The organism is Pseudomonas zeae, from assembly GCF_014268485.2.
Lineage (GTDB): Bacteria > Pseudomonadota > Gammaproteobacteria > Pseudomonadales > Pseudomonadaceae > Aquipseudomonas > Aquipseudomonas neuropathica.
In genome coordinates this window covers 2,203,112-2,225,829 of the sequence record NZ_CP077090.1, presented here as the reverse complement: position 1 = coordinate 2,225,829, position 22,718 = coordinate 2,203,112, and the positions used below count along the sequence as shown (strand labels likewise).

At 59.8% G+C, this 22,718-nt stretch carries 22 protein-coding genes; 8 read left to right on the top strand and 14 right to left on the bottom strand.

What is annotated here, in order from left to right:
* The first annotated feature begins 12 nt into the window (after window positions 1–12).
* The 3 genes from rdgC (at window position 13) to sugE (ending at window position 2,481) form a co-directional block, all read left to right on the top strand.
* Complete coding sequence (gene rdgC, locus HU754_RS09885) at window positions 13–933, top strand: recombination-associated protein RdgC (protein WP_064390914.1); 921 nt, start codon at window positions 13–15, stop codon at window positions 931–933.
* A 148-nt stretch (window positions 934–1,081) separates the two neighbouring features.
* On the top strand, window positions 1,082–2,047 hold the full coding sequence (locus HU754_RS09880; RefSeq protein ID WP_186624898.1) for a bile acid:sodium symporter family protein: 966 nt from the start codon (window positions 1,082–1,084) through the stop codon (window positions 2,045–2,047).
* Between the two features lie 119 nt (window positions 2,048–2,166).
* Complete coding sequence (gene sugE / locus HU754_RS09875) at window positions 2,167–2,481, top strand: quaternary ammonium compound efflux SMR transporter SugE (protein ID WP_003223093.1); 315 nt, start codon at window positions 2,167–2,169, stop codon at window positions 2,479–2,481.
* Window positions 2,482–2,595: 114 nt separating this feature from the next.
* Here the strand turns inward: sugE and HU754_RS09870 are convergent, their stop codons facing one another.
* The 4 genes from HU754_RS09870 to HU754_RS09855 all read right to left on the bottom strand — a co-directional run bounded on the left by HU754_RS09870 (window position 2,596) and on the right by HU754_RS09855 (window position 7,377).
* Window positions 2,596–4,470, bottom strand: a complete 1,875-nt coding sequence (locus HU754_RS09870) for an MFS transporter (RefSeq protein ID WP_186624897.1) — start codon at window positions 4,468–4,470, stop codon at window positions 2,596–2,598.
* Between the two features lie 99 nt (window positions 4,471–4,569).
* Window positions 4,570–5,721, bottom strand: a complete 1,152-nt coding sequence (locus tag HU754_RS09865) for a TDT family transporter (RefSeq protein WP_186624900.1) — start codon at window positions 5,719–5,721, stop codon at window positions 4,570–4,572.
* 105 nt (window positions 5,722–5,826) lie between these two features.
* Window positions 5,827–6,138, bottom strand: coding sequence for a cupin domain-containing protein (locus HU754_RS09860; protein WP_186624896.1), 312 nt, complete (start codon window positions 6,136–6,138; stop codon window positions 5,827–5,829).
* A 51-nt stretch (window positions 6,139–6,189) separates the two neighbouring features.
* Window positions 6,190–7,377 carry an MFS transporter gene (locus HU754_RS09855; RefSeq protein WP_186624895.1) on the bottom strand — a complete coding sequence of 396 codons (1,188 nt, stop codon included), beginning with the start codon at window positions 7,375–7,377 and terminating at the stop codon, window positions 6,190–6,192.
* A gap of 91 nt (window positions 7,378–7,468) precedes the next feature.
* On the opposite strand from HU754_RS09855, the gene HU754_RS09850 reads away from it, so the two are divergent.
* Window positions 7,469–8,011: a TetR/AcrR family transcriptional regulator gene (locus tag HU754_RS09850; protein ID WP_186624894.1), complete on the top strand. Its 543-nt coding sequence runs from the start codon at window positions 7,469–7,471 to the stop codon at window positions 8,009–8,011.
* A gap of 222 nt (window positions 8,012–8,233) precedes the next feature.
* Window positions 8,234–11,704: a hybrid sensor histidine kinase/response regulator gene (locus tag HU754_RS09845; RefSeq protein WP_186624893.1), complete on the top strand. Its 3,471-nt coding sequence runs from the start codon at window positions 8,234–8,236 to the stop codon at window positions 11,702–11,704.
* An 87-nt stretch (window positions 11,705–11,791) separates the two neighbouring features.
* Here the strand turns inward: HU754_RS09845 and HU754_RS09840 are convergent, their stop codons facing one another.
* Together HU754_RS09840 and HU754_RS09835 are read right to left on the bottom strand one after the other, a co-directional pair.
* Window positions 11,792–13,156: a DNA recombination protein RmuC gene (locus tag HU754_RS09840; protein WP_186624899.1), complete on the bottom strand. Its 1,365-nt coding sequence runs from the start codon at window positions 13,154–13,156 to the stop codon at window positions 11,792–11,794.
* Window positions 13,157–13,331: 175 nt separating this feature from the next.
* Window positions 13,332–13,655 carry an SEL1-like repeat protein gene (locus HU754_RS09835; protein WP_186624892.1) on the bottom strand — a complete coding sequence of 108 codons (324 nt, stop codon included), beginning with the start codon at window positions 13,653–13,655 and terminating at the stop codon, window positions 13,332–13,334.
* Between the two features lie 961 nt (window positions 13,656–14,616).
* On the opposite strand from HU754_RS09835, the gene HU754_RS09830 reads away from it, so the two are divergent.
* The 3 genes from HU754_RS09830 (at window position 14,617) to HU754_RS09820 (ending at window position 17,016) form a co-directional block, all read left to right on the top strand.
* Complete coding sequence (locus tag HU754_RS09830; RefSeq protein WP_003214941.1) at window positions 14,617–14,841, top strand: hypothetical protein; 225 nt, start codon at window positions 14,617–14,619, stop codon at window positions 14,839–14,841.
* Window positions 14,842–15,115: 274 nt separating this feature from the next.
* Window positions 15,116–15,598 (top strand): hypothetical protein, encoded by a 483-nt coding sequence (locus tag HU754_RS09825; protein ID WP_095114106.1) that lies wholly within the window; start codon window positions 15,116–15,118, stop codon window positions 15,596–15,598.
* 146 nt (window positions 15,599–15,744) lie between these two features.
* Complete coding sequence (locus HU754_RS09820) at window positions 15,745–17,016, top strand: OmpP1/FadL family transporter (RefSeq protein WP_034156220.1); 1,272 nt, start codon at window positions 15,745–15,747, stop codon at window positions 17,014–17,016.
* 134 nt (window positions 17,017–17,150) lie between these two features.
* Here the strand turns inward: HU754_RS09820 and HU754_RS09815 are convergent, their stop codons facing one another.
* The 8 genes from HU754_RS09815 to cobU all read right to left on the bottom strand — a co-directional run bounded on the left by HU754_RS09815 (window position 17,151) and on the right by cobU (window position 22,605).
* A complete protein-coding gene (locus tag HU754_RS09815; RefSeq protein WP_186624891.1) occupies window positions 17,151–17,711 on the bottom strand; it encodes a glutathione peroxidase in 561 nt (186 codons plus the stop codon).
* Window positions 17,712–17,766: 55 nt separating this feature from the next.
* The gene (locus tag HU754_RS29600) at window positions 17,767–17,889 is read right to left on the bottom strand and encodes a hypothetical protein (protein ID WP_264082802.1); all 123 of its coding nucleotides are present in this window, start codon (window positions 17,887–17,889) and stop codon (window positions 17,767–17,769) included.
* Window positions 17,886–19,094, bottom strand: coding sequence for an MFS transporter (locus tag HU754_RS09810; protein WP_093440060.1), 1,209 nt, complete (start codon window positions 19,092–19,094; stop codon window positions 17,886–17,888). Before HU754_RS09810 ends, HU754_RS29600 begins: the two co-directional genes overlap by 4 nt.
* A 53-nt stretch (window positions 19,095–19,147) precedes the next feature.
* Window positions 19,148–19,552, bottom strand: coding sequence for a MarR family winged helix-turn-helix transcriptional regulator (locus tag HU754_RS09805; protein ID WP_007919794.1), 405 nt, complete (start codon window positions 19,550–19,552; stop codon window positions 19,148–19,150).
* Window positions 19,553–19,726: 174 nt separating this feature from the next.
* The gene (locus HU754_RS09800; RefSeq protein ID WP_186624890.1) at window positions 19,727–20,458 is read right to left on the bottom strand and encodes an adenosylcobinamide-GDP ribazoletransferase; all 732 of its coding nucleotides are present in this window, start codon (window positions 20,456–20,458) and stop codon (window positions 19,727–19,729) included.
* A 1-nt stretch (window position 20,459) separates the two neighbouring features.
* The gene (gene cobC / locus HU754_RS09795) at window positions 20,460–21,035 is read right to left on the bottom strand and encodes an alpha-ribazole phosphatase family protein (protein ID WP_186624889.1); all 576 of its coding nucleotides are present in this window, start codon (window positions 21,033–21,035) and stop codon (window positions 20,460–20,462) included.
* Window positions 21,032–22,087 carry a nicotinate-nucleotide--dimethylbenzimidazole phosphoribosyltransferase gene (gene cobT, locus HU754_RS09790; protein ID WP_186624888.1) on the bottom strand — a complete coding sequence of 352 codons (1,056 nt, stop codon included), beginning with the start codon at window positions 22,085–22,087 and terminating at the stop codon, window positions 21,032–21,034. Before cobT ends, cobC begins: the two co-directional genes overlap by 4 nt.
* A complete protein-coding gene (gene cobU / locus HU754_RS09785) occupies window positions 22,084–22,605 on the bottom strand; it encodes a bifunctional adenosylcobinamide kinase/adenosylcobinamide-phosphate guanylyltransferase (protein ID WP_099758403.1) in 522 nt (173 codons plus the stop codon). The genes cobT and cobU overlap by 4 nt, the downstream gene beginning before the upstream one ends.
* Window positions 22,606–22,718 lie beyond the last annotated feature (113 nt).

Sequence of the window (22,718 nt, the reverse complement as noted above, 5' to 3'; positions counted from 1 at the left end):
GAGACTCACCCCATGTGGTTCAAAAACCTGCTTATCTATCGCCTGACCCAAGACCTGCCTGTCGATGCCGAGGCGCTGGAAACTGCACTGGCCACCAAACTGGCGCGTCCATGTGCAAGCCAGGAGTTGACCACCTACGGTTTCGTCGCGCCGTTCGGCAAAGGCGAAGATGCTCCACTGGTACACGTCAGCGGTGACTTCCTGCTGATTTCCGCGCGTAAAGAAGAACGCATTCTGCCGGGCAGCGTCGTGCGTGACGCGGTCAAGGAAAAGGTCGAAGAGATCGAAGCCGAACAGATGCGCAAGGTCTATAAGAAGGAACGCGATCAGATCAAGGATGAAATCATCCAGGCGTTCCTGCCGCGCGCCTTCATCCGTCGCTCGTCGACCTTTGCCGCTATCGCGCCGAAACAGGGCCTGATCCTGGTCAACTCGGCCAGCCCGAAACGTGCCGAAGACCTGCTGTCGACCCTGCGTGAAGTGATCGGCACCCTGCCCGTCCGTCCGTTGACCGTGAAAATGGCACCGACTGCGGTCATGACTGACTGGGTCACCACCCAAAAAGCCGCTGATGACTTCTATGTACTGGACGAGTGCGAACTGCGCGACACCCACGAAGATGGCGGTATCGTGCGTTGCAAGCGTCAGGATCTGACCAGCGAAGAAATCCAGCTGCACCTGAGCACTGGCAAAGTCGTCACTCAATTGTCGTTGGCCTGGCAGGACAAACTGTCGTTCATGCTCGACGACAAGATGACGGTCAAACGTCTGAAGTTCGAAGATCTGTTGCAGGATCAGGCGGAGCAGGACGGTGGCGACGAGGCGCTGGGTCAACTGGATGCCAGCTTCACGCTGATGATGCTGACCTTCGGTGATTTCCTGCCAGCGCTGGTTGAAGCGTTGGGTGGGGAAGAGACTCCCCAAGGCATCTAAAGCCTTGTGATGTCAAAACTGTAGGAGTGAGCCTGCTCGCGATGAGGGACTGACATTCAACTAATGTGTTGATTGAAAGACCGCTATCGCGAGCAGGCTCACTCCTACATTTGTTTTGTGGTGTTCATTTAATAATAAGGAACAGGCCATGCGCGCACTGGCTGCACTCAGCCGCTTTGTCGGCAATACCTTCGCTTACTGGGTTCTGCTTTTCGCGGTGATTGCGTTCCTGCAACCGGCGTGGTTCCTCGGCCTGAAAAGCGCGATCGTGCCGCTGCTCGGGCTGGTGATGTTCGGCATGGGCCTGACCCTCAAACTCGACGACTTCGCTGCTGTCGCCCGCCATCCATGGCGCGTAGCGCTGGGCGTGGTTGCACATTTCGTGATCATGCCCGGTGTGGCGTGGTTGCTCTGCCAAGTGTTTCACCTGCCGCCGGAAATCGCCGTCGGGGTGATTCTGGTCGGTTGCTGCCCGAGCGGCACCTCGTCCAACGTGATGACCTGGCTGGCCCGAGGTGATCTGGCGTTGTCGGTGGCCATTGCTGCCGTGACCACCCTCCTCGCCCCGCTGCTGACCCCGGCACTGATCTGGCTGCTGGCTTCGGCGTGGTTGCCGGTGTCGTTCATGGAGCTGTTCTGGTCGATCCTGCAAGTGGTGCTGCTGCCGATCATTCTCGGCGTGGTTGCCCAGCGTGTGCTTGGTGACCGAGTGCGCCACGCAGTAGATGTATTGCCGCTGGTATCGGTGGTCAGCATCGTGATCATTGTCACCGCCGTGGTAGCCGCCAGTCAGGCGAAAATCGCCGAATCCGGCCTGTTGATCATGGCCGTGGTGATGCTGCACAACAGCTTCGGTTATCTGCTGGGTTATTTCACCGGGCGCCTGTTCAAGTTGCCGTTGGCCCAGCGCAAATCGCTGGCGCTGGAAGTCGGCATGCAGAATTCCGGGTTGGGCGCCGCGCTGGCCAGTGCGCATTTTTCGCCATTGGCGGCGGTGCCGAGCGCGCTGTTCAGCGTCTGGCACAATATCTCCGGCGCGTTGCTGTCGACGTACTTCCGGCGCATGAGTGAAAAACAAGACCGCGAGGCACTGGCGCAACAGGCGGCCGACTGAGGCGCAAACTTGATCCCCGGGTTAATGCTCGTCACACTATTGCGCAACGCGGGGACGACCCTGCGGCTCGATCGAGTTATTAATCTGGGGACGACCCCGTCTATCGATGGAGGTCTTTCATGTCCTGGATCATTCTGTTTTTCGCCGGCCTGTTTGAAGTCGGCTGGGCCGTCGGCCTGAAATACACCGACGGTTTCACCCGCCCGCTCCCCACCGTTCTGACCGTTGCGGCCATGGCCATCAGCCTTGGCCTGCTCGGCCTTGCGATGAAGGAATTGCCGTTGGGCACCGCCTATGCGATCTGGACCGGCGTCGGTGCCGTGGGCACGGTGATTGCCGGAATCATCCTGTTTGGCGAGTCGATGGCGTTGATTCGCCTGGCGAGTGTGGCGTTGATCATTACCGGGCTGATTGGCCTCAAGGTCAGCGCTTAGGCCACTACCGCTTTCGCGAGCAGGCTCGCTCCCACAGTTGATCGTACTCCTCTGACGAAACGCGATCGAATGTGGGAGCGAGCCTGCTCGCGAAGAGGCCCTTAAAATCGCCGGCTATCTGACTGCCCCGCGCAACTCCCCGACCAACACCTGCAACGTCGCCGGCTCAGCAGCATCAACGCCCACTGGCGCTCCTGCCACCAGTGTCACCCGCGACCACAATCGGTGAAAAAACCCTTTGTTCGGATCGCGGCTGAAGAAACTCCCCCACAGCCCTTGCAACGCCAGCGGAATCACCGGCACCGGCGTCTCTTCAAGAATCCGCGTTAAACCGCCCCGGAACTCATTCATCTCGCCGTCCGCCGTCAACTTGCCTTCCGGGAAGATGCACACCAGCTCACCGTCCTTCAAATACTGAGCAATCCGGGTGAAAGCCTTTTCGTAGATCTGGATGTCTTCATTCCGTCCGGCAATCGGAATCGCCCCCGCCGTGCGGAAGATAAAGTTCAGCACCGGCAGGTTGTAGATCTTGTAGTACATGACAAAGCGAATCGGCCGACGCACCGCGCCACCAATCAACAACGCATCGACGAACGACACGTGGTTGCACACCAGCAATGCCGCGCCTTCATCCGGAATGGCTTCAAGGTTGCGGTGCTCGACGCGGTACATGGAATGGCTGAGCAGCCAGATCATGAAGCGCATGCTGAACTCGGGGACGATTTTGAAGATGTAGGCGTTGACGCCAATATTCAGCAGCGACACCACCAGGAACAACTGCGGGATCGACAGCTTGGCCACACTCAACAGCACAATCGAGACGATGGCCGAGACCACCATAAACAATGCGTTGAGAATGTTGTTGGCGGCAATCACCCTTGCCCGCTCGTTCTCGGCGGTGCGCGACTGGATCAAGGCATACAACGGCACGATGTAGAAACCACCGAAAATGCCGAGGCCGAGGATGTCGACCAACACCGCCCAGGTGTGCACGAAGCCCAGCACTTCAATCCAGCTGTGGCCGCTGACGCTGTCGGGAATCCCGCCGGAATGCCACCACAGCAGCAAACCGAATACGGTCAGACCGAACGAACCGAAGGGCACCAGACCGATCTCGACCTTGCGCCCGGACAGCTTCTCGCAAAGCATCGAACCCAGCGCAATCCCGACCGAGAACACGGTGAGAATCAGGGTGACCACGGTCTCATCGCCGTGCATCCATTCCTTGGCGTAGGCGGGAATCTGCGTCAGGTAAATCGCCCCGACAAACCAGAACCACGAATTGCCGACAATCGAGCGCGACACCGCTGGCGTCTGGCCCAGACCGAGTTTCAGCGTGGCCCAGGATTGACTGAAAATGTTCCAGTTCAGGCGCATTTCCGGGGAGGATGCCGCCGCGCGCGGAATGCTGCGGCTGGCCAGATAACCCAGCACGGCGATCCCGACGATGGCGCAGGACACCAACGGTGCATAGTGCGAAGAGGACATGATGACCCCGGCACCAATCGTCCCGGCGAGAATCGCCAGAAACGTGCCCATTTCCACCAGGCCGTTGCCGCCCACCAGCTCATCCTCGCGCAAAGCCTGCGGCAGGATCGAATACTTCACCGGCCCGAACAGCGCCGAATGGGTCCCCATGGCGAACAGCGCCACCAGCATCAGCGACAAGTGATCGAAGAGAAAACCGATCGATCCTACGGCCATGATCGCGATTTCCGCGAGTTTGATCAGACGGATCAGCGCGTCCTTGGCGAATTTTTCGCCAAACTGCCCGGCCAGTGCCGAGAACAGGAAAAACGGTAGGATAAACAGCAACGCACACAGGTTGACCCAGATCGAACGGTCACCCTCGATGGTCAGCCGATAGAGAATGGCGAGGATCAGCGACTGTTTGAACACGTTGTCGTTGAACGCGCCGAGCGACTGCGTGATGAAGAATGGCAGGAAGCGCCGGGTGCGCAGCAGGTTGAACTGTGAGGGGTGACTCATCTTCCGTGTTTCCCTGATGTTTAAGGTAGAGAGGCCTGGGTACTGCTTATTGGATTCTCGAACAGCGATCCAGGCCACACCTTACCTAAACTTTTCCGGTTATTTCTTCAAACCTGCGATGCACGGCGAGACAAACAGCTCGCCCCGCCAGGCGCCTTGCACGGTACGTTTGCCGACGATCAGCCACATCAGCGCCAGCAACATCACCAACAGCGTGCCGACGACACTGAAAAACGTCAGGTTCAGAGTGCTCGCCAGTTTCAGGGTTGCCAGCGAATACACGCCCAACGGGAAGGTGAAGCCCCACCAGCCAAGGTTGAACGGGATGCCGTCGCGCAAGTAACGCACGGTGATCAGCAGCGCCATCAGCATCCACCACAGTCCGAAGCCCCACAGGGTTATCCCGGCAATAAGCCCAACACCCGAGGCAATTTCACCGATACCGGGCAGACCGTTCGCCGCGAATATCGCCGGCGCATCATCGCCCAACAGCAACATGCCCAGCGCACCGGTGCCGATCGGGCCGAGGGCCAGCCAGCTCGAGGCCGCCATATTTTCGTGGGGCAGTTTGTGCAGGGCCATGCGCAGCAGCAGGATGGTCAGAATGCTGAACGCTACCGGTAGCGAAAAGGCCCAGAGCACGTAGCTTGTCGTCAGTACCACCAGTTGTGAGTGGGCATCGGTGAGATGCGGTGCGAGCAAACCACCGCTGGCCGCCGCCACCTCTGCCGCCACGACCGGCAGCAACCAGACGGCGGTCATCTGATCAATGCTGTGTTCCTGACGGGTAAACATCATGTAAGGGATCAACACGCCGCAAGCCAGCGACATGGCCACATCAATCCACCACAGCACTTCGGCGAGGTGAATCACGCCGTCACCCCAGCGCGGCAGGCCAAACAGCAGAAAGCCGTTGATGATCGTCGCCAGGCCCATGGGAATCGTGCCGAAGAACATCGATACCGTGGAGTGGCCGAAAATCCGCCGCGCTTCATCAAAGAACAGAATCCAGCGCGCGGCGTAGGCAACGGTAAACAGGCTGAATAACAGAATGTTGAACAACCACAAACCTTCAGCAATGGCGTGCAGGCCTGGAATGGCCAATGGCAGTTGCGCCAACGCCAACGCCAGCACACCAGTGCCCATAGTCGCTGCGAACCAGTTGGGGGTGAACTGGCGGATCACTTCACGCGGGTGCTGAAGCTGGCGGAACGGTTTGATGCCGGGTTTGGCGCTGTTGGGGCAAGTCATCATGGAGTCCTCTCCTCTGGTGAGGTTGAGTCCATGGTAGAACCGAATCGAATATCTATATAACGGGTAATTTCTCTAACTGTTATCTGTTTTACCAATAAGCAGTCAGACGCTGCCTTCGCTCTCGATCACCAGAATCCGCGCTGCACCTTGCGGATGGGCGACATGCTCGGTGCCGACACTCGCATAGAAGATGTCACCGACCTCAAGCCGCACCTGTTTTTCTTCGCCCAGATCGCGGTAATGCATCAGCACTTGACCATCCAGCACCACAAACACTTCCTCGCCGTCGTTGATGTGCCATTTGTACGGCTGATCCGTCCAGTGCAGGCGCGTGGTGATGCCGTTCATGTTGGCAATGTCCAGCGCGCCCCAGGCGCGCTCGGCGGTGAAGGTCTTGCTGCGAATAATCTTCATGAGTCGATCCGTGAGAAGAAGGCTGGGCAAGGCTAACCGAAATCGAGGGGGTTATGGAGCGCGGCACACTTTGGCTGCGGCTGGGCGCAGGCTGAGTAACAGCGCGCCAATGGCCAACACGATCAACACAACCCCGTAACCATCGGTGGTTGCCAGCAAACCGTAGCTACGCGACAAGTGCCCGGCGAGCAACGCCGGCAGACAGAACGCCAGATAACTGAGCACGTAATAGGCCGCCATCAATCCTGCCCGCTCATGGGGCAAGGCCAGCGGCACCAGGCTGCGCACGGCGCCGAGGAATCCCGAGCCAAAGCCGCAACCGGCCACCAGCGTGCCGAGGAAAAACAGCGACAGGCTGGCGCTGTGCACGCCCAGCAGAATCAATACCAGACCGATCGGCAGCAGGCTCGCACCCAACTGCAACGCCCGTGCGGCGGGACGATTGCGCAGCGTGAAAATCATCAATGCACCGGTCACTGTCAGGGCGGCCACGGTTGCGCCGCCGATCAGATTGGAAGTCGAACCGGTGGCGGTGCGCACCAATGACGGTGCCAACGAGGCGTAGAAACCGCCGAGCGCCCAGGTTGCCGTGTTCAGTGGCAACACGCGCCACAAGGTGGCCCGCGCTTGAATCGGCACGTGCAGTGTCGGCCGCAACGAGGCCCACGCCCCCGCTTGCGGAGTGACGCTTTCCGGTAAGCGCCAGACATAAATGCCTTGCAATACAAACAGTGCGAGCAGCAGCCAATAGGTCAGCTGCATAGGTGCCGGCGCAAACTCCGCCAGCAAACCGCAACCCATGCCGCCCAAGGCCATGCCGAGCAACGGCGCGACACTGTTGATCAACGGCCCCTGCTGACGATCCGTGTCGAGCAGGGTCGCGCTTAAAACAGCGGTGGCCATGCCGGTGGCAAATCCTTGCAGAACACGCGCGCTGATCAGCCACGCCACGCTGTCGGCGTAGATAAACAGCAGCATCGCCAACGCGTTGAGCAGCACGGCGGCGAAGATCACCGGTTTGCGTCCCAAGTGGTCGGAAAGCGAGCCGACAGTTAATAGCGCCGCCAACAGACTGAGCGCATAGACGCCGAAGATCAGCGTCAGCATGGTTGCCGAGAAGTGCAGCTGATCCTGATACAGGTGATACAGCGGCGTTGGCGCCGTGGAGGCGGCGAGAAAACTCAGTAAAGTCATCGCCAGAAACCACAGGCTGGATCGATTGGAAGCAAGGCTGGTCATGGGCACACTCCGCAAAAGCTAATTTTTTGCTTTTGCGGAGTGTGCTACTGCCTCGCGCTTAAAGCAAATTCTTTGTGTTAAGGTCTGCCGCATGGCTATTAAAGAAGGTTTACGCCCCGGCGGCCGCAGTGCCCGGGTGCAAGATGCAATTCATTCGGCAGTCCGTGCTCTCCTGCAAGAACAGGAGCGCTCGAGCGTGACCGTCCCGCAAATCGCCGCACGCGCCGGGGTGACGCCGTCGACGATTTACCGGCGTTGGGGTGACCTGTCGGCATTGTTGGCCGACGTCGCCCTCGCCCGCATGCGCCCCGACAGCGAGCCGGCGCAAACCGGCAGTTTGCGCAGCGATATTCGTGCGTGGGCTGAGCAATATCTCGACGAGATGAGTTCGGAGCCTGGGCGCAACATGATGCGCGACGTGCAGGCCAGTGCTACGCCGGGGTATTGCGTGACGATCATTGGTGCGCAATTGCAGACGATCGTTGAGCGGCATCCGGATGAAGTGGCGCCGAGTGTTGATCGGTTGATCAACCTGGTGGTTGCGCCGGTGGTGTTCCGGATTCTGTTTTCGGCGGCGGCGCTGGAGGTGGATGAACTGCATCGGCTGATCGATATTGCGCTGCGTCAGGACTGACGCCTTCGCGAGCAGGCTCACTCCCACAGCGGAATGCATCGCAAATGTGGGAGCGAGCCTGCTCGCGAAGGGCCCCACCCGGTCACCCCAGAAACAGAGGGCTTCCCCGCCTGCGACACCCCACCACGCCACGACCTTGGTCGACACTGACTAACCGCCCCGCGCATGCGAGACTGTCCGCCCGGGCAGGAGTGCCGGGGAGTCTTTTGTCGGGAGTGTTGCATGTCGCTGTCCACCGGGCTGATCGCCGCCGTCGCCCTGGCCTATATGGCCATCATGTTCGCCATCGCCTTCTACGGCGACCGCCGCAGCGCGCCGTTGCCGCCGCGCGTGCGTGCCTGGGTGTACAGCCTGTCGCTGGCAGTTTATTGCACCAGCTGGACGTTCTTCGGCGCTGTCGGTCAAGCCGCCGAGCAACTGTGGTCATTCCTGCCGATTTACCTCGGGCCAATCCTGCTGCTGGTCGGCGCGCCGTGGGTCCTGCAGAAAATGGTGATGATCAGCAAACAGGAGAACATCACCTCCATCGCTGACTTTATCGCCGCGCGCTACGGCAAATCGCAATCGCTGGCGGTGGTCGTCGCGCTGATCTGTCTGGTCGGCGTTCTCCCCTATATCGCCCTGCAACTCAAAGGCATCGTCCTCGGCGTGAACCTGCTGATCGGCGCCGGTGCCGATGCCATGGGCACCCGCGCCCAGGACACCGCGCTGATCGTGTCGCTGGTGCTGGCGCTGTTCACCATCGTCTTCGGCACACGCAACCTCGACGCCACCGAGCACCACCGTGGCATGGTGCTGGCGATTGCCTTCGAATCACTGGTCAAACTGTTTGCCTTTCTCGCCGTCGGCGCCTTCGTCACGTTTGGCCTGTATGACGGTTTCGACGACCTGTTCAATCAGGCGATGCTCGCCCCGCGGCTTGAGGAATACTGGAAAGAAACCATTAACTGGCCGTCGATGGTGGTGCAGACCGGCGTGGCGATGATGGCGATCATTTGCCTGCCACGGCAGTTCCACGTGACGGTGGTGGAGAACATCGATCCGCAGGACCTGCGGCTGGCCAAATGGGTGTTTCCCGCTTATCTGGCGTTGGCCGCACTGTTCGTCGTGCCGATCGCGCTGGCCGGACAGATGCTGCTGCCGAGCGACGTCTTGCCCGACTCGTTCGTGATCAGCCTGCCGTTGGCCCAGGCGCACCCGGCCTTGGCGGTGCTGGCCTTTATCGGTGGCGCGTCGGCGGCGACCGGCATGGTGATTGTCGCCAGTGTGGCGTTGTCGACCATGGTGTCCAACGACATGCTGTTGCCGTGGTTGCTGCGGCGCAACAACGCCGAGCGCCCGTTCGAGGTGTTCCGCCAGTGGATGCTCTCGGTGCGCCGCGTCAGCATCGTGGTGATTCTGTTGCTCGCCTATGTCAGCTACCGCTTGCTCGGCTCGACGGCAAGCCTGGCGACCATCGGCCAGATTGCGTTCGCCGCCGTGACTCAACTGGCGCCCGCCATGCTCGGTGCGCTGTACTGGAAACAGGCCAACCGTCGCGGCGTCTTCGCCGGTTTGGCCGCCGGTACTTTCCTGTGGTTCTACACCTTGATCCTGCCGATCGCCGCGCACAGCCTCGGCTGGTCGTTAAGCAGTTTTCCAGGGCTGGCATGGTTGCACAGCAATCCGCTGAACCTGCCGATTAGCCCGCTGACCCAAGGCGTAGTGCTGTCGCTGGCCGGCAACTTCACCCTGTTCGCCTGGGTTTCGGTGCTGTCGCGTACCCGCGTATCGGAACACTGGCAGGCCGGACGTTTCATCGGTCAGGAGATCAGTGCGCGGCCGAGCGCACGCTCGATGCTGGCGGTGCAAATCGACGACTTGCTGCAATTGGCCGCGCGTTTTGTCGGTGAGGAACGTGCGCGCCAAAGCTTCATTCGCTTCGCCTATCGCCAAGGCAAAGGCTTCAACCCCAACCAGAATGCCGACGGCGAATGGATCGCCCATACCGAGCGGTTGTTGGCCGGTGTGCTCGGCGCTTCTTCGACGCGTGCTGTAGTAAAAGCCGCCATCGAAGGTCGGGAAATGCAGCTGGAGGACGTCGTCCGCATCGCCGACGAAGCCTCCGAGGTGCTGCAGTTCAACCGTGCCTTGCTGCAGGGTGCGATCGAGAACATCACCCAAGGCATCAGCGTGGTCGACCAGTCGCTGAAACTGGTGGCCTGGAACCGGCGCTATCTGGAGTTGTTCAATTACCCGGATGGTCTGATCAGCGTCGGCCGGCCGATTGCCGACATCATTCGCTACAACGCCGAGCGCGGCCTGTGCGGCCCCGGCGAAGCGGAAGTCCACGTTGCCCGCCGCTTGCACTGGATGCGTCAGGGCCGCGCGCACACCTCTGAACGGCTGTTCCCCAACGGCCGGGTGATCGAGCTGATCGGCAACCCGATGCCGGGGGGCGGTTTCGTCATGAGTTTCACCGACATCACCGCGTTCCGCGAAGCCGAGCAGGCACTCACCGAAGCCAATGAAGGGCTGGAACAACGGGTCAGCGAACGCACTCAGGAACTGTCGCAACTCAACGTCGCGCTGACCGAGGCGAAGGGCACCGCCGAAGCCGCCAATCAGTCGAAAACCCGCTTTCTCGCGGCGGTCAGCCATGACTTGATGCAACCACTGAATGCCGCTCGACTGTTCTCCGCTGCCCTCTCCCATCAGGACGACGGCTTGAGCAGCGAGGCGCAGAAACTGGTGCAGCACCTCGACAGCTCACTGCGTTCGGCTGAGGACTTGATCAGCGATCTACTGGATATTTCCCGCCTGGAAAACGGCAAGATCAACCCCGATCGCAAGCCGTTTGCGGTCAATGAACTGTTTGACACGCTCGGCGCGGAATTCAAGGCACTGGCACAGGAACAAGGTCTGACTTTCCGTGTGCGCAGCAGCCATTTGCGCATCGACAGCGACATCAAATTGCTGCGGCGGATTCTGCAGAACTTCCTCACCAACGCCTTCCGTTATGCCAAGGGTCCGGTGTTGCTCGGTGTGCGTCGACGTGGCGGCGAACTGTGCCTGGAGGTGTGGGATCGCGGGCCAGGGATTCCAGAAGATAAACAGCAAGTGATTTTCGAAGAGTTCAAACGCCTCGACAGTCATCAGACCCGCGCTGAAAAAGGCCTCGGCCTGGGTTTGGCAATTGCCGATGGTTTGTGCCGGGTGCTCGGTCACACCTTGCGGGTGCGCTCGTGGCCGGGTCGCGGCAGTGTGTTCAGCGTCAGCGTGCCGCTCACTCACTCGCAGGCCCAACCGGCAAGCGCTGCAGCCGAAATGAATGGCAGGTTGCCAAGCGGCGCGCGGGTACTGTGCATCGACAATGAAGACAGCATTCTGATCGGCATGAACAGCCTGCTCAGTCGCTGGGGATGTCAGGTGTGGACAGCGCGCAATCGCGAAGAATGTGCAGCACTGTTAAATGACGGCGTGCGACCGCAACTGGCGTTGGTCGACTATCACCTTGACCACGGCGATACCGGCACTGAGCTGATGGCGTGGTTGCGCACGAGCCTGGGTGAGCCGGTGCCGGGGGTGGTGATCAGCGCTGACGGGCGACCGGAGATGGTCGCCCAGGTGCATGCGGCGGGGCTGGATTATCTGGCCAAACCGGTGAAGCCGGCGGCGTTGCGGGCGTTGTTGAGTCGGTATTTACCGCTGTAGAAGCAAAAAATCGCAGCCTCCGGCGGCTCCTACATTGGTATGGCGTACATCCTGTGGGAGCTGCCGGAGACTGCGATCTTTTGATCTTTATTCAGGGAGTTCAACGAGACCATCGACATCGGTCATCGCCCGCTCCAGCAAATCCGCCGGCAAGCTCTTGCTCGCCCGGGCGCCGAGCAATTTCAGTTGCTCACTGCGACTGACCAGATTACCGCGTCCTTCTGTCAGCTTGTTGCGCGCTGAGCTGTAGGCTTTGTCCAGCTGCTGCAGGCGATTGCCGACCTCATCCAGATCCTGAATGAACAGCACGAACTTGTCGTACAGCCACCCAGCGCGCTCGGCGATTTCCCGGGCGTTCTGGCTCTGGCGCTCCTGCTTCCACAGACTGTCGATCACGCGCAACGTCGCCAGCAACGTCGTCGGGCTGACGATCACGATGTTGCGGTCGTAGGCTTCCTGAAACAGCGATGGCTCAGCCTGCAAGGCTGCCGAAAATGCGGCCTCGATCGGCACGAAGAGCAAAACGAAATCGAGGCTGTGCAGGCCTTCAAGACGTTTGTAATCCTTGCCGGCCAGGCCTTTGACGTGATTGCGCAACGACAATACATGCTGCTTGATCGCGATCTGCCCGAGGCTGTCGTCGTCGGCTGCAACGTACTGCTGATAGGCGGTGAGACTCACCTTGGAGTCCACCACGACTTGCTTGTCGCCGGGCAGGTAAATGATCACGTCAGGCTGGAAGCGCTCGCCATCCGGGCCTTTAAGGTTGACTTGGGTCTGATACTCGCGGCCCTTCTCCAGACCGGCGTGTTCGAGCACACGTTCAAGAATCAGCTCGCCCCAGTTACCTTGGGTTTTCTGGCCTTTGAGGGCGCGGGTGAGGTTGGTGGCTTCGTCGCTCAGGCGCAGATTGAGCGCCTGCAAACGTTCCAGTTCCTTGGCCAGCGAGAAGCGCTCGCGGGCCTCGGCCTGATAACTTTCTTCCACCCGTTTTTCGAAGGACTGGATGCGCTCCTTGAGCGGATCAAGCAACTGCCCGAGCCGCTGCTGACTGGTCTCGGCAAAGCGCTGCTCGCGCTCATCGAAAATCTTCCCGGCCAGTTCGGCAAACTGCGCACGCAGTTCATCGCGCGAGCCTTGCAGGTCGTTGAGGCGTTGCTGGTGGCTTTCCTGTTGCTCGCGCAGTTCGGCGTTCAGTGAAGCGGCTTGTGCGTCGAGGCGGCGCAGCTCAGCTTCCTTGTTCGCGCGTTCGAGGTTCCAGGCGTGGGAGGCATCGCGGGCGTCATCACGCTCGATCTGCAGCAGCTCGACTTCCCGGCGCAGCGCTGCCAGATCAGCTTGCTTGGCGGCGTTGGCCTGGCCGAGATCGGCGACTTCATCGCGACTGGCGTCGAGCTGCGCGTTGAGTCCGTCCTGCGCCAGTTGCGCCATGGCCAGCCGCTCTTCGAGCAAGGCGACCTCGGCCTGGCCGTTACTCGCCCGGCGTTGCAGTTGCCAAGCCAGCGCCAGCAGTGGCAATCCCGCCCCTGCAAGCCCCAGCAATACGCTGGTCAAGTCCATCGCCATAGCCACTCCCGCCGATCTTATAAAGCCTGAAGGTTAACCAAGGTGTCAGGTCTTGGACAGCTCAGTCTTCGAGCAGACCGAGTTCCTGTTGCGCACGACGGTCACCGGCACGCGCGGCCTGGCGCAGCAGATCCTGACCGATGCGACGATCCCGGGCGTTACCGCACTCACGGCACATCAACTGACCGAGACGGCTTTGCGCAGCCACCACGCCTTCACGCGCCGGTTGTTTGAGCAGGCGCCCTGCGATGTGCTTGGCATTATGACTGTCGCTCAGGCGCGGGCTGTCGAGCAGCCATTCTGCAACGCGAACGGAAAATCGCTTGGGCGGGGTAACAGAAGAAGGTTGTGAGGTAACAGAGTCTGATACTGAGCGAAACTTCATAAAGCACTGTGGGACGAATCGGAAGGCGCGCCACTCTACTCTCTTTTTCTTACAGGTAAAGTCGAAAAACAACCCGGCACGCCCGTCCTAGAGCAAGCGCTCGGGACAATCCACAGAAGCTGTGGATAACTCAGTGGACAACCGCCCTCCAACCGTCGCAAAGCCTTATGGAATGGGGCTCGCAGTCAAACTGACGATTTTTTCACCAACAAAAAAAAGCGATGTTTTTCATTGACTTAAACTTTCGATGCAGGCAGCCAGTGGAGTCAGGATTGGTATGACAGTGCCGTTACAGCTTGCGCAACTAATGTGCACAAGTACCTGTTACCCGGTTATATCGATGCGCTTTTTCGGGTCGTTTTGCTAACCGGCCTGGGATAAACCGGCCTGGCACGCGGCTTGATGAACAAATCTTCACCGACCGACGGTCAAGCGCTGCGCCAAATGCGGGCAATTCTGCGCCCCCCAAAGCAGACTCAATCGGCCTCTGCAATGTTTTTCTACTCGAAGTTTGCTTTACCCGTTTCGATCCGTTAGTATCCGCGGCGTTAGTACCAAGCTGAAAGTCAATTCCGGTCGAACACATCCCCACGGTCTGCCTTCTTCCAAGAAGCTCTACCGAAAAAAGCGGGAACGACCCCTCGATGGTTTCCAGGTAAATCTTGCGACAACACAGCCTTCCAATGACGTGAAGGGTGTTGCGAAGAACACTTACTCTGACCGAACCAACCTGCAAATTGATCAGGATCTTCACCCCGGGCCCAGAACCTTTGCCCTCGTTGTGATGCCTGCCCTCCTAAGTACCTACCTGCCAGCCCAAGCGCGCCAACTTAATAGCGCTTCAAACTGGCTGCTTTGTTCCAGTCGGGTTCTTCGTTCGACCAATGGTGGTCGACGTTACTGGAACGTTTTAACGTTGCACGGTTCTTATCCGTGTCATTTGTAGGAACACCTAATAACTATGTCTACTCAAATCCATACTCAGGATGCCATTCGCACCCTAACCAACGCTTTTGCACCAATGAACTGCCTGATCATGGCCGCTCGCAAAGGCTGCTTCAGCTTCACACTGGTCAACGAACACGGTATCGCCCGCCACAGCGAGCGTCTGTACCCCGATCAGTACTCCAGCGCTGAACCGCTGCAGGCCGTGATCGATCGTACCCGTCAGGCACTGGTTGCCTGAGAGCCGAAAAGGCTGCAAAAGCAAAAGCCCCGCACACAATGCGGGGCTTTTTATTGCCTGATGTTTCGCTTTTACCCCTCAGCGGCTAAGCACCATCGGATATAACGGATATTCCCCGCAGCGGGAAATATTTTAAAAACAGTCCTTTACGTCGCGAATATGACACTACACTTCAACTCAAGCGGCATGATCCGCTTGCGGCGAGCCTGAACCGATCCATAGCTGCCAAGCCCCCCTTCAGGACTCGCCATTAATAACAAGAACCGAGGGTGTTATGGGTATCGCTGCCAGCGAACTGTGCCGCTACGTGATCCGTCCTACGCTGATTTATCTGGGACGCCACAGCGCAACTGCCGAATCTCTGCTGCTGGGTATCGCCGCCAGCCAGTCTGCCCTGGGTTCCGCCCTCCATGACCGCCGTGGCCACGGCCTCTACCGTATCGCCGAGCATCGCCATCAGGCCCTTTGGGATGACTATCTGGCGCTCGATCCGGAACGTGCCAGCCTGGTTCGCGGCCTCGCCAGTCAGCATGCTTTTCTGACCGGCCCGCACCTGGAACTGACGGTCAATCTGCGCTACGCCACGGCCATTGCCTGGCTGCTGGTAGAAGAACAAAACCCCACCCTCCCCGACTCCAACGATTTGCTGGGAATGGCGCGTATCTGGCGTCAGACCTTTCAACCCCAAGGTCGTCTGCGCGACTTCACTTACGCCTGGCACACCTGTGTTTCAACGGTGAATCAGGTCGCTTGCTGACCGCCCGGTTTCAGAAGATCGGCCAACAGGTCGCGAATCTGGTTGGATTGTCCTACAAAACCGCTCTAACTCAAGGCATACGGACTATAGCGCTGGGACGAAAATGTTGGTAATTTTCGCCCCGGTGATCATCAGGAGTTCTAATAATGAAAAAAGTCATGCTCAAAACCACCCTTAGCCTCGCCGTTACCATGGCATCCACCCAGATCTTCGCAGCTGGCTTTGCCATCAACGAACACAGTATCAGCGGGATGGGCACCGGTTACGCTGGACGATCTTCTTCTGCCGACGACGCAAGCACTGTTTATGGCAACCCTGCCGGCATGTCGCGCCTCAAGCGCGAACAAGTCACTGGCGGTGTTGCATTCCTTGATGCAAAAACCGATATCAGCGATGCCAGCTCCAGCCCTAACGGCGGCAGCAACAAAGGCGACATGGTGCCCTTCACCTCCGTACCTATGGGCTTCTACGTCAAACCGATCGATGATCATTGGGCATTCGGCCTCGGCGTCTACGTGCCGTTCGGCCTGATTACCGACTATGAAAAAGGCTTTGCCGGCCGTTACTTCGGTAGCAAGTCCGAAGTACAAGTGATCACCTTCCAGCCAACCGTCAGTTACGCCTTCAACGACAAGGTGTCGATCGGTTTTGGTCCGACCATCAACCGCATCGACGGTACGCTGGAATCCAACCTGTCGATCACTCAGGCCGCGCCGGATGGCAAGGTCAAGATCAAGGGTGACGACACCGCGCTGGGCTACAACATCGGTGTGCTGGTACAAGCCACTGACACCACGCGTCTGGGTCTGACTTACCACTCGAAAGTCGACTACAAGCTCGAAGGCAACACCAAGGTCAACTACGGTGTGCTCGGTGCAATCGGTCTGGGCGCCAACCAGAAGTACGATGCTTCGCTGAAGATCACCACGCCTGAATCCATCGACTTCTCGGTCACCCAGGCGATCAACGATCGCTGGAACGTGTATGCCGGTTCGACCTGGACCCGCTGGAGCCAGCTGGAAAAAATCACCGTCAAGAACTCTGGTGTGCAGCCTTTGCTCGCCGGTCAGTTCGGTGAGATCACCGAAGACCAGAACTGGCACGACTCCTGGGCTTACGCCGTGGGTACTTCGTATCAGTTGAACAAGGAATGGGTACTGCGTACCGGTCTGACCTTCGACCAGTCGCCGACCAACAACGTCGACCGTTCGCCACGTATTCCTACTGGCGACCGGACCATCTTCAGCATCGGTGCCGGCTGGAGCCCGACTGAAGACCTGACCATCGACGTTGCCTACTCGTACCTGAAGGAAGAGTCGGTCAAGATCCGCAACGAAAACGATCGTGGTCAGACCTACGACGCCAAGTATGAAAACTCGGCAAACGGTTTCGGTGTCGGCGCGACCTACCGCTTCTGATGCTGCACGGCGAGGCTAACCCCTCGCCGACAAAAAAGCCCCGCTCTCTTTGCAGAAAGCGGGGCTTTTTATTGCCTTGAGTTTACTCACCACCACAACACACTTCCCAGGCTCGCTCCCACAAAAAAACAGCGCTATGGCTTCAGCGGTTTCGAGGCGATAGCCTTCTCGATCGCGGCGATAAACTCCGGATCATCCGGCTTGGTCAGACTGGAGAAATTGGCGATCACCTTGCCCTGGCGATCGACCACATACTTGTAGAAATTCCACTTCGGCGCACTGGTCTGTGCTGCCAGCACCTGGAACAGATGCGTAGCGTCATCACCACGAACCTTCTGCGGCTCGGTCATATTGAACGTCACGCCATAGTTGGCGTAGCAGACCTTGGCAGTCTCGGCGCTGTCCTTGGACTCCTGTTTGAAGTCGTTGGAAGGCACCCCGAGCATTTGCAAACCTTGCCCTCCGTAGCGTTTATGCAGCGCCTCAAGGCCTTCGAACTGCGGCGCAAAACCGCAGAAACTGGCAGTGTTGACCACCACCAGCGGCTTGTCGGCGTATTGCTGGCACAGATCAATGGATTCCTTGGCTCGCAACTTGGGCAGTGAGCCTTGCAGCAATTCGGGGCAGTCGGCGGCCTGGGCCAGACCAGTCAACGCCATCAGCAACGCGGGAACAGCACACCAGCGCATCAGCATGTCGAGCATCCTTGAGCAGTCGTTCAGGATTCGACGTTACTCGTCATGCCCGCTTCTAGCAAATGCTCATGCCCAACTGCATCAAGGCCAGACCGCCCTGCTGCCAGCCCCACCACACCAGCGCCAGCAAAGCGGCGCCGAGTGCCGTGATGGCCAATCGTCGCCAGAATCGGCTCATGCGGCGCTCGCTGCGGCTTGCAGGCGTGCGACCGGACGCTCACGCACCGGCCAGTTCAGCGCGGCTGCCAACAGGCTCAGCAGAACCGCCACTTGCCAGATCAAGTCATAACTCCCGGTTCGGTCATACACCACCCCGCCCAGCCAGCCGCCAAGAAACGATCCCAACTGATGGAAGAGGAACACGATGCCACCGAGCATGGACAGGTTTCGCACCCCGAACAAGGTCGCCACCGTACCGTTGGTCAACGGCACCGTCGACAGCCACAGGAAACCCATGGCCATGCCAAACAGGTACGCCGACGTGGTCGTCACCGGCAGCCACAGGAACAACACGATCACCACTGCGCGCAGCAGATACAACGCGGTGAGCAAGCGCGGCTTGGACATGCGTCCGCCAAGCCAGCCGGCGGTGTAGGTGCCGAAGATATTGAACAGCCCGATCAACGCCAGCACCGTGGTGCCGACACTGGCCGGCAGATGCTGATCGACCAGATAGGCCGGCAAGTGCACACCGATGAACACCACCTGAAAACCGCAAACGAAAAAACCAAACGCCAGCAGCCAGAACCCGGAATGCGAGCAAGCTTCGCGCAACGCTTCAGACAGGGTTTGTTCATGGCCAAGCACCGGCAGCGGCTTGTCCTTGAGCATGCTCACCAGCGGCACGATCAGCGCCACCAGCAAGCCCAATACCAACAACGCCGCCGACCAGCCGAGCCAGCCAATCAAGCCGAGGGTACCCGGCAACATGGCGAATTGGCCGAACGAACCGGCGGCGCTGGCGATACCCATGCCCATGCTGCGTTTTTCCGGCGGCACCGCGCGGCCGACGACGCCGAGGATCACCGAGAACGAGGTGCCGGACAGACCAATGCCGATCAGCAGGCCGGCGCTCAGTGATAGCGTTACCGCCGAATCAGACAGGCCCATGCACACCAGACCCACCGCGTAGAGCACCCCACCGACGAGCACCACTTTTGCCGCGCCGAAGCGGTCAGCCAATGCACCGGTAAACGGTTGCGCCAGACCCCAGATCAGGTTCTGCAGGGCGATCGCGAAAGCAAACACCTCACGTCCCCAGCCGAATTGCGCACTCATCGGTGACAGGAACAGACCGAAACCGTGCCGCACGCCCAATGACAACGCCAGGATCAGCGCACTCCCCAGCAACACCCAACCGCACGTACGCCACATCGATGTCATTGTTATTCTCCGCTTGCGGGTATATACCCGCTTGAGTTTGGAAAAAACCGGCCTCAGGCCAGTTCATCCAGCAATCTGAGCAAGGTTTCACGCTTCTCGGCGCCCAGTCGGTCGATCAGCCGCTGCTGCGCTGCTTCCCAGGCCGGCAGTGCCGCTGCCAGGCGTTGCACGCCGGTCTCGGTGAGTTTGACGATGCGGTTGCGCATGTCCTCGCCTTCGGCCAGCGCCACCAGCCCCTCACCTTCCAGCACCCGCAGATTGCGTCCGAGGGTGCTGCGGTCCAGACCCATCGCCTCGGCAAGTTCGGAAATGCTCGGTTGATCCAGACGCTGCAGATTGCACAGTAAAGAATACTGGGCAACGTTGATTCCGAAGCCGTCGAGAGCGCCGTCGTAATGCCTGCTGACGCCACGAGCGGCGCGACGCAGGTTGGTGCACAAACACTGAGAAGGAAGCATGATGCGTGTATATACCCGCGACTATGTTAAATCAAGTTACAGATGAGTTTACCCATAACATTTGTGGCGCCTGACACACCGCTATCGCGAGCAGGCTCACTCCTACATTTGCAATGCGCCCCCTGTGGGAGCGAGCCTGCTCGCGAAGAGGCCAGCACAGACAATCCAAAACTGTCAGATCAAAACCAATCCAACCAACACCACCATCTCCAGCAATTCCAGCAACGCCCCCGCCGTATCGCCCGTCGTCCCGCCCAGCCGCCGCATCATCACCTGCCGCAACCAGACAAACACACCGACAGCGATCATCAGCGCAACGACGGCACTGAATCCGGCAATCAGCACGCAGACTAATGCGCTGAAGCCCAGCACCCACCATCCGGCCTTGCGCGGCAAATGATCCGCCAACGCCTGCCCCAACCCACCCGCACGCACGTACGGCGTCGTCAGAAACAAGCCCAGCAGCGCCGCCCGCCCGAGCAGCGGCACAATAATCAACGCCAGCCCATGCCCTTGCTCGATCAGCGCCAGCAGTGCAGCAAACTTGAGCAGCAACACCAGCACCAGCGTCACCACCGCAATCGGCCCGCTGCGCGGGTCTTTCATGATCGTCAGCGTGCGCTCGCGATCACCAAAACCACCGAGCCAGGCATCGGCGCTGTCGGCCAGACCATCCAGATGAAGTGCGCCGCTGAGCAGCACCCAAACCGTCAACAGCAATGCCGCATGCAGCAACAACGGCGCACCGCTCAAGGCGAGATTCAGCGCCCACAGGATCAGCCCGAACAACAGCCCCACCAGCGGATAAAACAGCAGCGATCGCCCAAGCTGTTCCGGCTCGGGCATCCCCGGCAGGCGAATCGGCAGGCTGCTGAGAAATTGCAGGGCGATCCACAGCGGCAACATGTCAGTGACCTTCCTTGAGTGAACCGTCAACCTCGACCGTCAGCGCAAACATTGCGCCATGCCCGACCTCGACATTGAGCAGTTGTGCGCGTGGCAGCCCTCGCGCTTGCGCCAACAGCAGACGCATCACGCCGCCATGACTGATCAGCAAAATCCGCTCACCGGCGTATGCAGTGTGCAGGCGCGCAACCGCTGCCAACACCCGAGCCGCAAACGCGCTGACCGGCTCACCTTGCGGTGGCGTAAAGGAATACGGATCAGCCCAGAACAGCCCCAAGGCCTCGGCGTCCGTTTCCATCAACGCCGCTGCGCTCTGCCCTTCCCATGCGCCGAAATGCAGCTCCTGCAGATCCTTGTCCAGCTGCACCGGAAGACTCAGCTGTTCGCCCAGTTCGGCGGCGAAGCGCGCACAACGCTGCAACGGCGAACTGACAATCCGCTGCCACGGCCCGCCTTCGACTACCGCCGCACGCATCTGCGCCCAACCCTGTTCGTTCAGCGCATCGTCGAGGCTGCCGCGCAAACCACCGCCGAGTTCAGTTTCACCATGACGCAACAGATCCAGTTGCAGCTTCATGCCGGACGATCCGCCACCGCCGCTTCGGCGAACGTCGCCATCTGCCCGTGCAGATCGCAGGCAAGACGCAACAGCGGCACCGCCAACGCGGCGCCACTGCCCTCACCCAGACGCAGACCGAGTTCCAGCAACGGCTCAGCTTTCAGCGTTTCCAGCACATGGCGATGACCCGGCTCGGCGCCCCGGTGACCGAACAATAACCACTCGCGGCAGTCCGGATTCAAGCGCACCGCAACCAGCGCAGCGACCGTGCAGATAAAGCCGTCGACCAATACTGCAACGCCTTCTTGAGCCGCCGCCAGATACGCGCCGACCAGCGCCGCGATTTCAAAACCACCAAGATTGAACAGGGTCTGCAAGGCATCGCCACGTTGCGCGGCGTGCAACGCCAATGCGCGCTCGATTACTTGCGCTTTATGGCTGACACCTTCGGCATTCAGCCCGGTGCCGGGACCGGTCAGATGTGCCACCGGGCAATCGAGCAAGGCACAGGCCAAGGCGCTGGCGGCGGTGGTGTTGCCGATGCCCATTTCGCCACCGATGAACAACTGTGCGCCTGCGGCTTTCGCCCGCAGCAGACTGTCGCGACCGGCCTGCAACGCAAGCTCGCCTTGAGCCTGAGTCATCGCCGCGCCCTGCACGAAGTTGGCCGTGCCCGGACCGATGCTCAAGTGACGTACACCCGCCAGGTTCAGCGCTGGATTCACCGTGCCCAGATCAACCACTTCCAGCTGCGCACCGAGCTGCCGCGCCAACACACTGATCGCCGCACCGCCGCTGACAAAGTTGAGCAACATCTGCCCGGTGACTTCCTGCGGGAACGCCGAAACACCTTCAGCGACCACGCCGTGATCACCGGCAAAAATCGCGATCCACACTTGCGAGAGCGTCGGTTTGACCTGGCCTTGCAGACCGGCCAGTTGCACCGCAACCGATTCCAGACGCCCCAGCGAACCTGCCGGTTTGGTCAGTTGCTGTTGCCGCGCCGTCGCTTGTTCAACGACGTTCAGATCGACCGGTTTGCACGGGTTCAGCCACCAGGTTTGAGTCATAACGCAGGTCCTTTCAGAGTCAGAGGCAGGCCGGCGACGGTCAGGACAACACGCTGACAGCGCTCAGCCAGAGCTTGATGCAGCCAACCGGCTTCATCGACGTAGCGGCGAGTCAATTCGCCCAGCGGCACGACACCCATTCCGGTCTCGTTGCTGACAAAAATGATTTCCCCCGGCAGCAAGGCCAGGCATTCGAGCAGGGCTTCGCGCTCAGCGGCGAGACGTTCGGCGTCATCGAGCATCAGCAGATTGGTCAGCCACAGGGTCAGGCAATCGACCAACAGGCAACGCTCGGCGCTGGCGGATTCGCGCAGGACGCGACCCAATTCGAGCGGCTCTTCGATCAGCGCCCATTCGACGGGACGGCGCGCGCGGTGGTGGGCGACGCGGTCGCTCATCTCGCCATCGAGGGGCTGGCTGGTGGCGATATAGGTCACCGCCAGGCCGCTATCGCTGGCGAGTTTTTCGGCCAGACGACTTTTGCCGGAGCGGGCGCCGCCGAGGATCAGTTGGAGCATGGGGGATATCCTGAAAATTATGGGTTGAGCCGACTGGCGCTATCGCGAGCAGGCTCACTCCTACAAGGGATCTCGAGCAACCATGAATTTTGTGTAAAACACATAACCCTGTA

Excerpts from the sequence above, each read along its gene's own strand:
- rdgC (WP_064390914.1), top strand. The coding sequence starts at position 13 with ATGTGGTTCAAAAACCTGCTTATCTATCGCCTGACCCAAGACCTGCCT.
- HU754_RS09880 (WP_186624898.1), top strand. The coding sequence starts at position 1,082 with ATGCGCGCACTGGCTGCACTCAGCCGCTTTGTCGGCAATACCTTCGCT.
- sugE (WP_003223093.1), top strand. The coding sequence starts at position 2,167 with ATGTCCTGGATCATTCTGTTTTTCGCCGGCCTGTTTGAAGTCGGCTGG.
- HU754_RS09870 (WP_186624897.1), bottom strand. The coding sequence starts at position 4,470 with ATGAGTCACCCCTCACAGTTCAACCTGCTGCGCACCCGGCGCTTCCTG.
- HU754_RS09865 (WP_186624900.1), bottom strand. The coding sequence starts at position 5,721 with ATGACTTGCCCCAACAGCGCCAAACCCGGCATCAAACCGTTCCGCCAG.
- HU754_RS09860 (WP_186624896.1), bottom strand. The coding sequence starts at position 6,138 with ATGAAGATTATTCGCAGCAAGACCTTCACCGCCGAGCGCGCCTGGGGC.
- HU754_RS09855 (WP_186624895.1), bottom strand. The coding sequence starts at position 7,377 with ATGACCAGCCTTGCTTCCAATCGATCCAGCCTGTGGTTTCTGGCGATG.
- HU754_RS09850 (WP_186624894.1), top strand. The coding sequence starts at position 7,469 with ATGGCTATTAAAGAAGGTTTACGCCCCGGCGGCCGCAGTGCCCGGGTG.
- HU754_RS09845 (WP_186624893.1), top strand. The coding sequence starts at position 8,234 with ATGTCGCTGTCCACCGGGCTGATCGCCGCCGTCGCCCTGGCCTATATG.
- HU754_RS09835 (WP_186624892.1), bottom strand. The coding sequence starts at position 13,655 with ATGAAGTTTCGCTCAGTATCAGACTCTGTTACCTCACAACCTTCTTCT.
- HU754_RS09830 (WP_003214941.1), top strand. The coding sequence starts at position 14,617 with ATGTCTACTCAAATCCATACTCAGGATGCCATTCGCACCCTAACCAAC.
- HU754_RS09825 (WP_095114106.1), top strand. The coding sequence starts at position 15,116 with ATGGGTATCGCTGCCAGCGAACTGTGCCGCTACGTGATCCGTCCTACG.
- HU754_RS09820 (WP_034156220.1), top strand. The coding sequence starts at position 15,745 with ATGAAAAAAGTCATGCTCAAAACCACCCTTAGCCTCGCCGTTACCATG.
- HU754_RS09815 (WP_186624891.1), bottom strand. The coding sequence starts at position 17,711 with ATGCTGATGCGCTGGTGTGCTGTTCCCGCGTTGCTGATGGCGTTGACT.
- HU754_RS29600 (WP_264082802.1), bottom strand. The coding sequence starts at position 17,889 with ATGAGCCGATTCTGGCGACGATTGGCCATCACGGCACTCGGCGCCGCT.
- HU754_RS09810 (WP_093440060.1), bottom strand. The coding sequence starts at position 19,094 with ATGACATCGATGTGGCGTACGTGCGGTTGGGTGTTGCTGGGGAGTGCG.
- HU754_RS09805 (WP_007919794.1), bottom strand. The coding sequence starts at position 19,552 with ATGCTTCCTTCTCAGTGTTTGTGCACCAACCTGCGTCGCGCCGCTCGT.
- HU754_RS09800 (WP_186624890.1), bottom strand. The coding sequence starts at position 20,458 with ATGTTGCCGCTGTGGATCGCCCTGCAATTTCTCAGCAGCCTGCCGATT.
- cobC (WP_186624889.1), bottom strand. The coding sequence starts at position 21,035 with ATGAAGCTGCAACTGGATCTGTTGCGTCATGGTGAAACTGAACTCGGC.
- cobT (WP_186624888.1), bottom strand. The coding sequence starts at position 22,087 with ATGACTCAAACCTGGTGGCTGAACCCGTGCAAACCGGTCGATCTGAAC.
- cobU (WP_099758403.1), bottom strand. The coding sequence starts at position 22,605 with ATGCTCCAACTGATCCTCGGCGGCGCCCGCTCCGGCAAAAGTCGTCTG.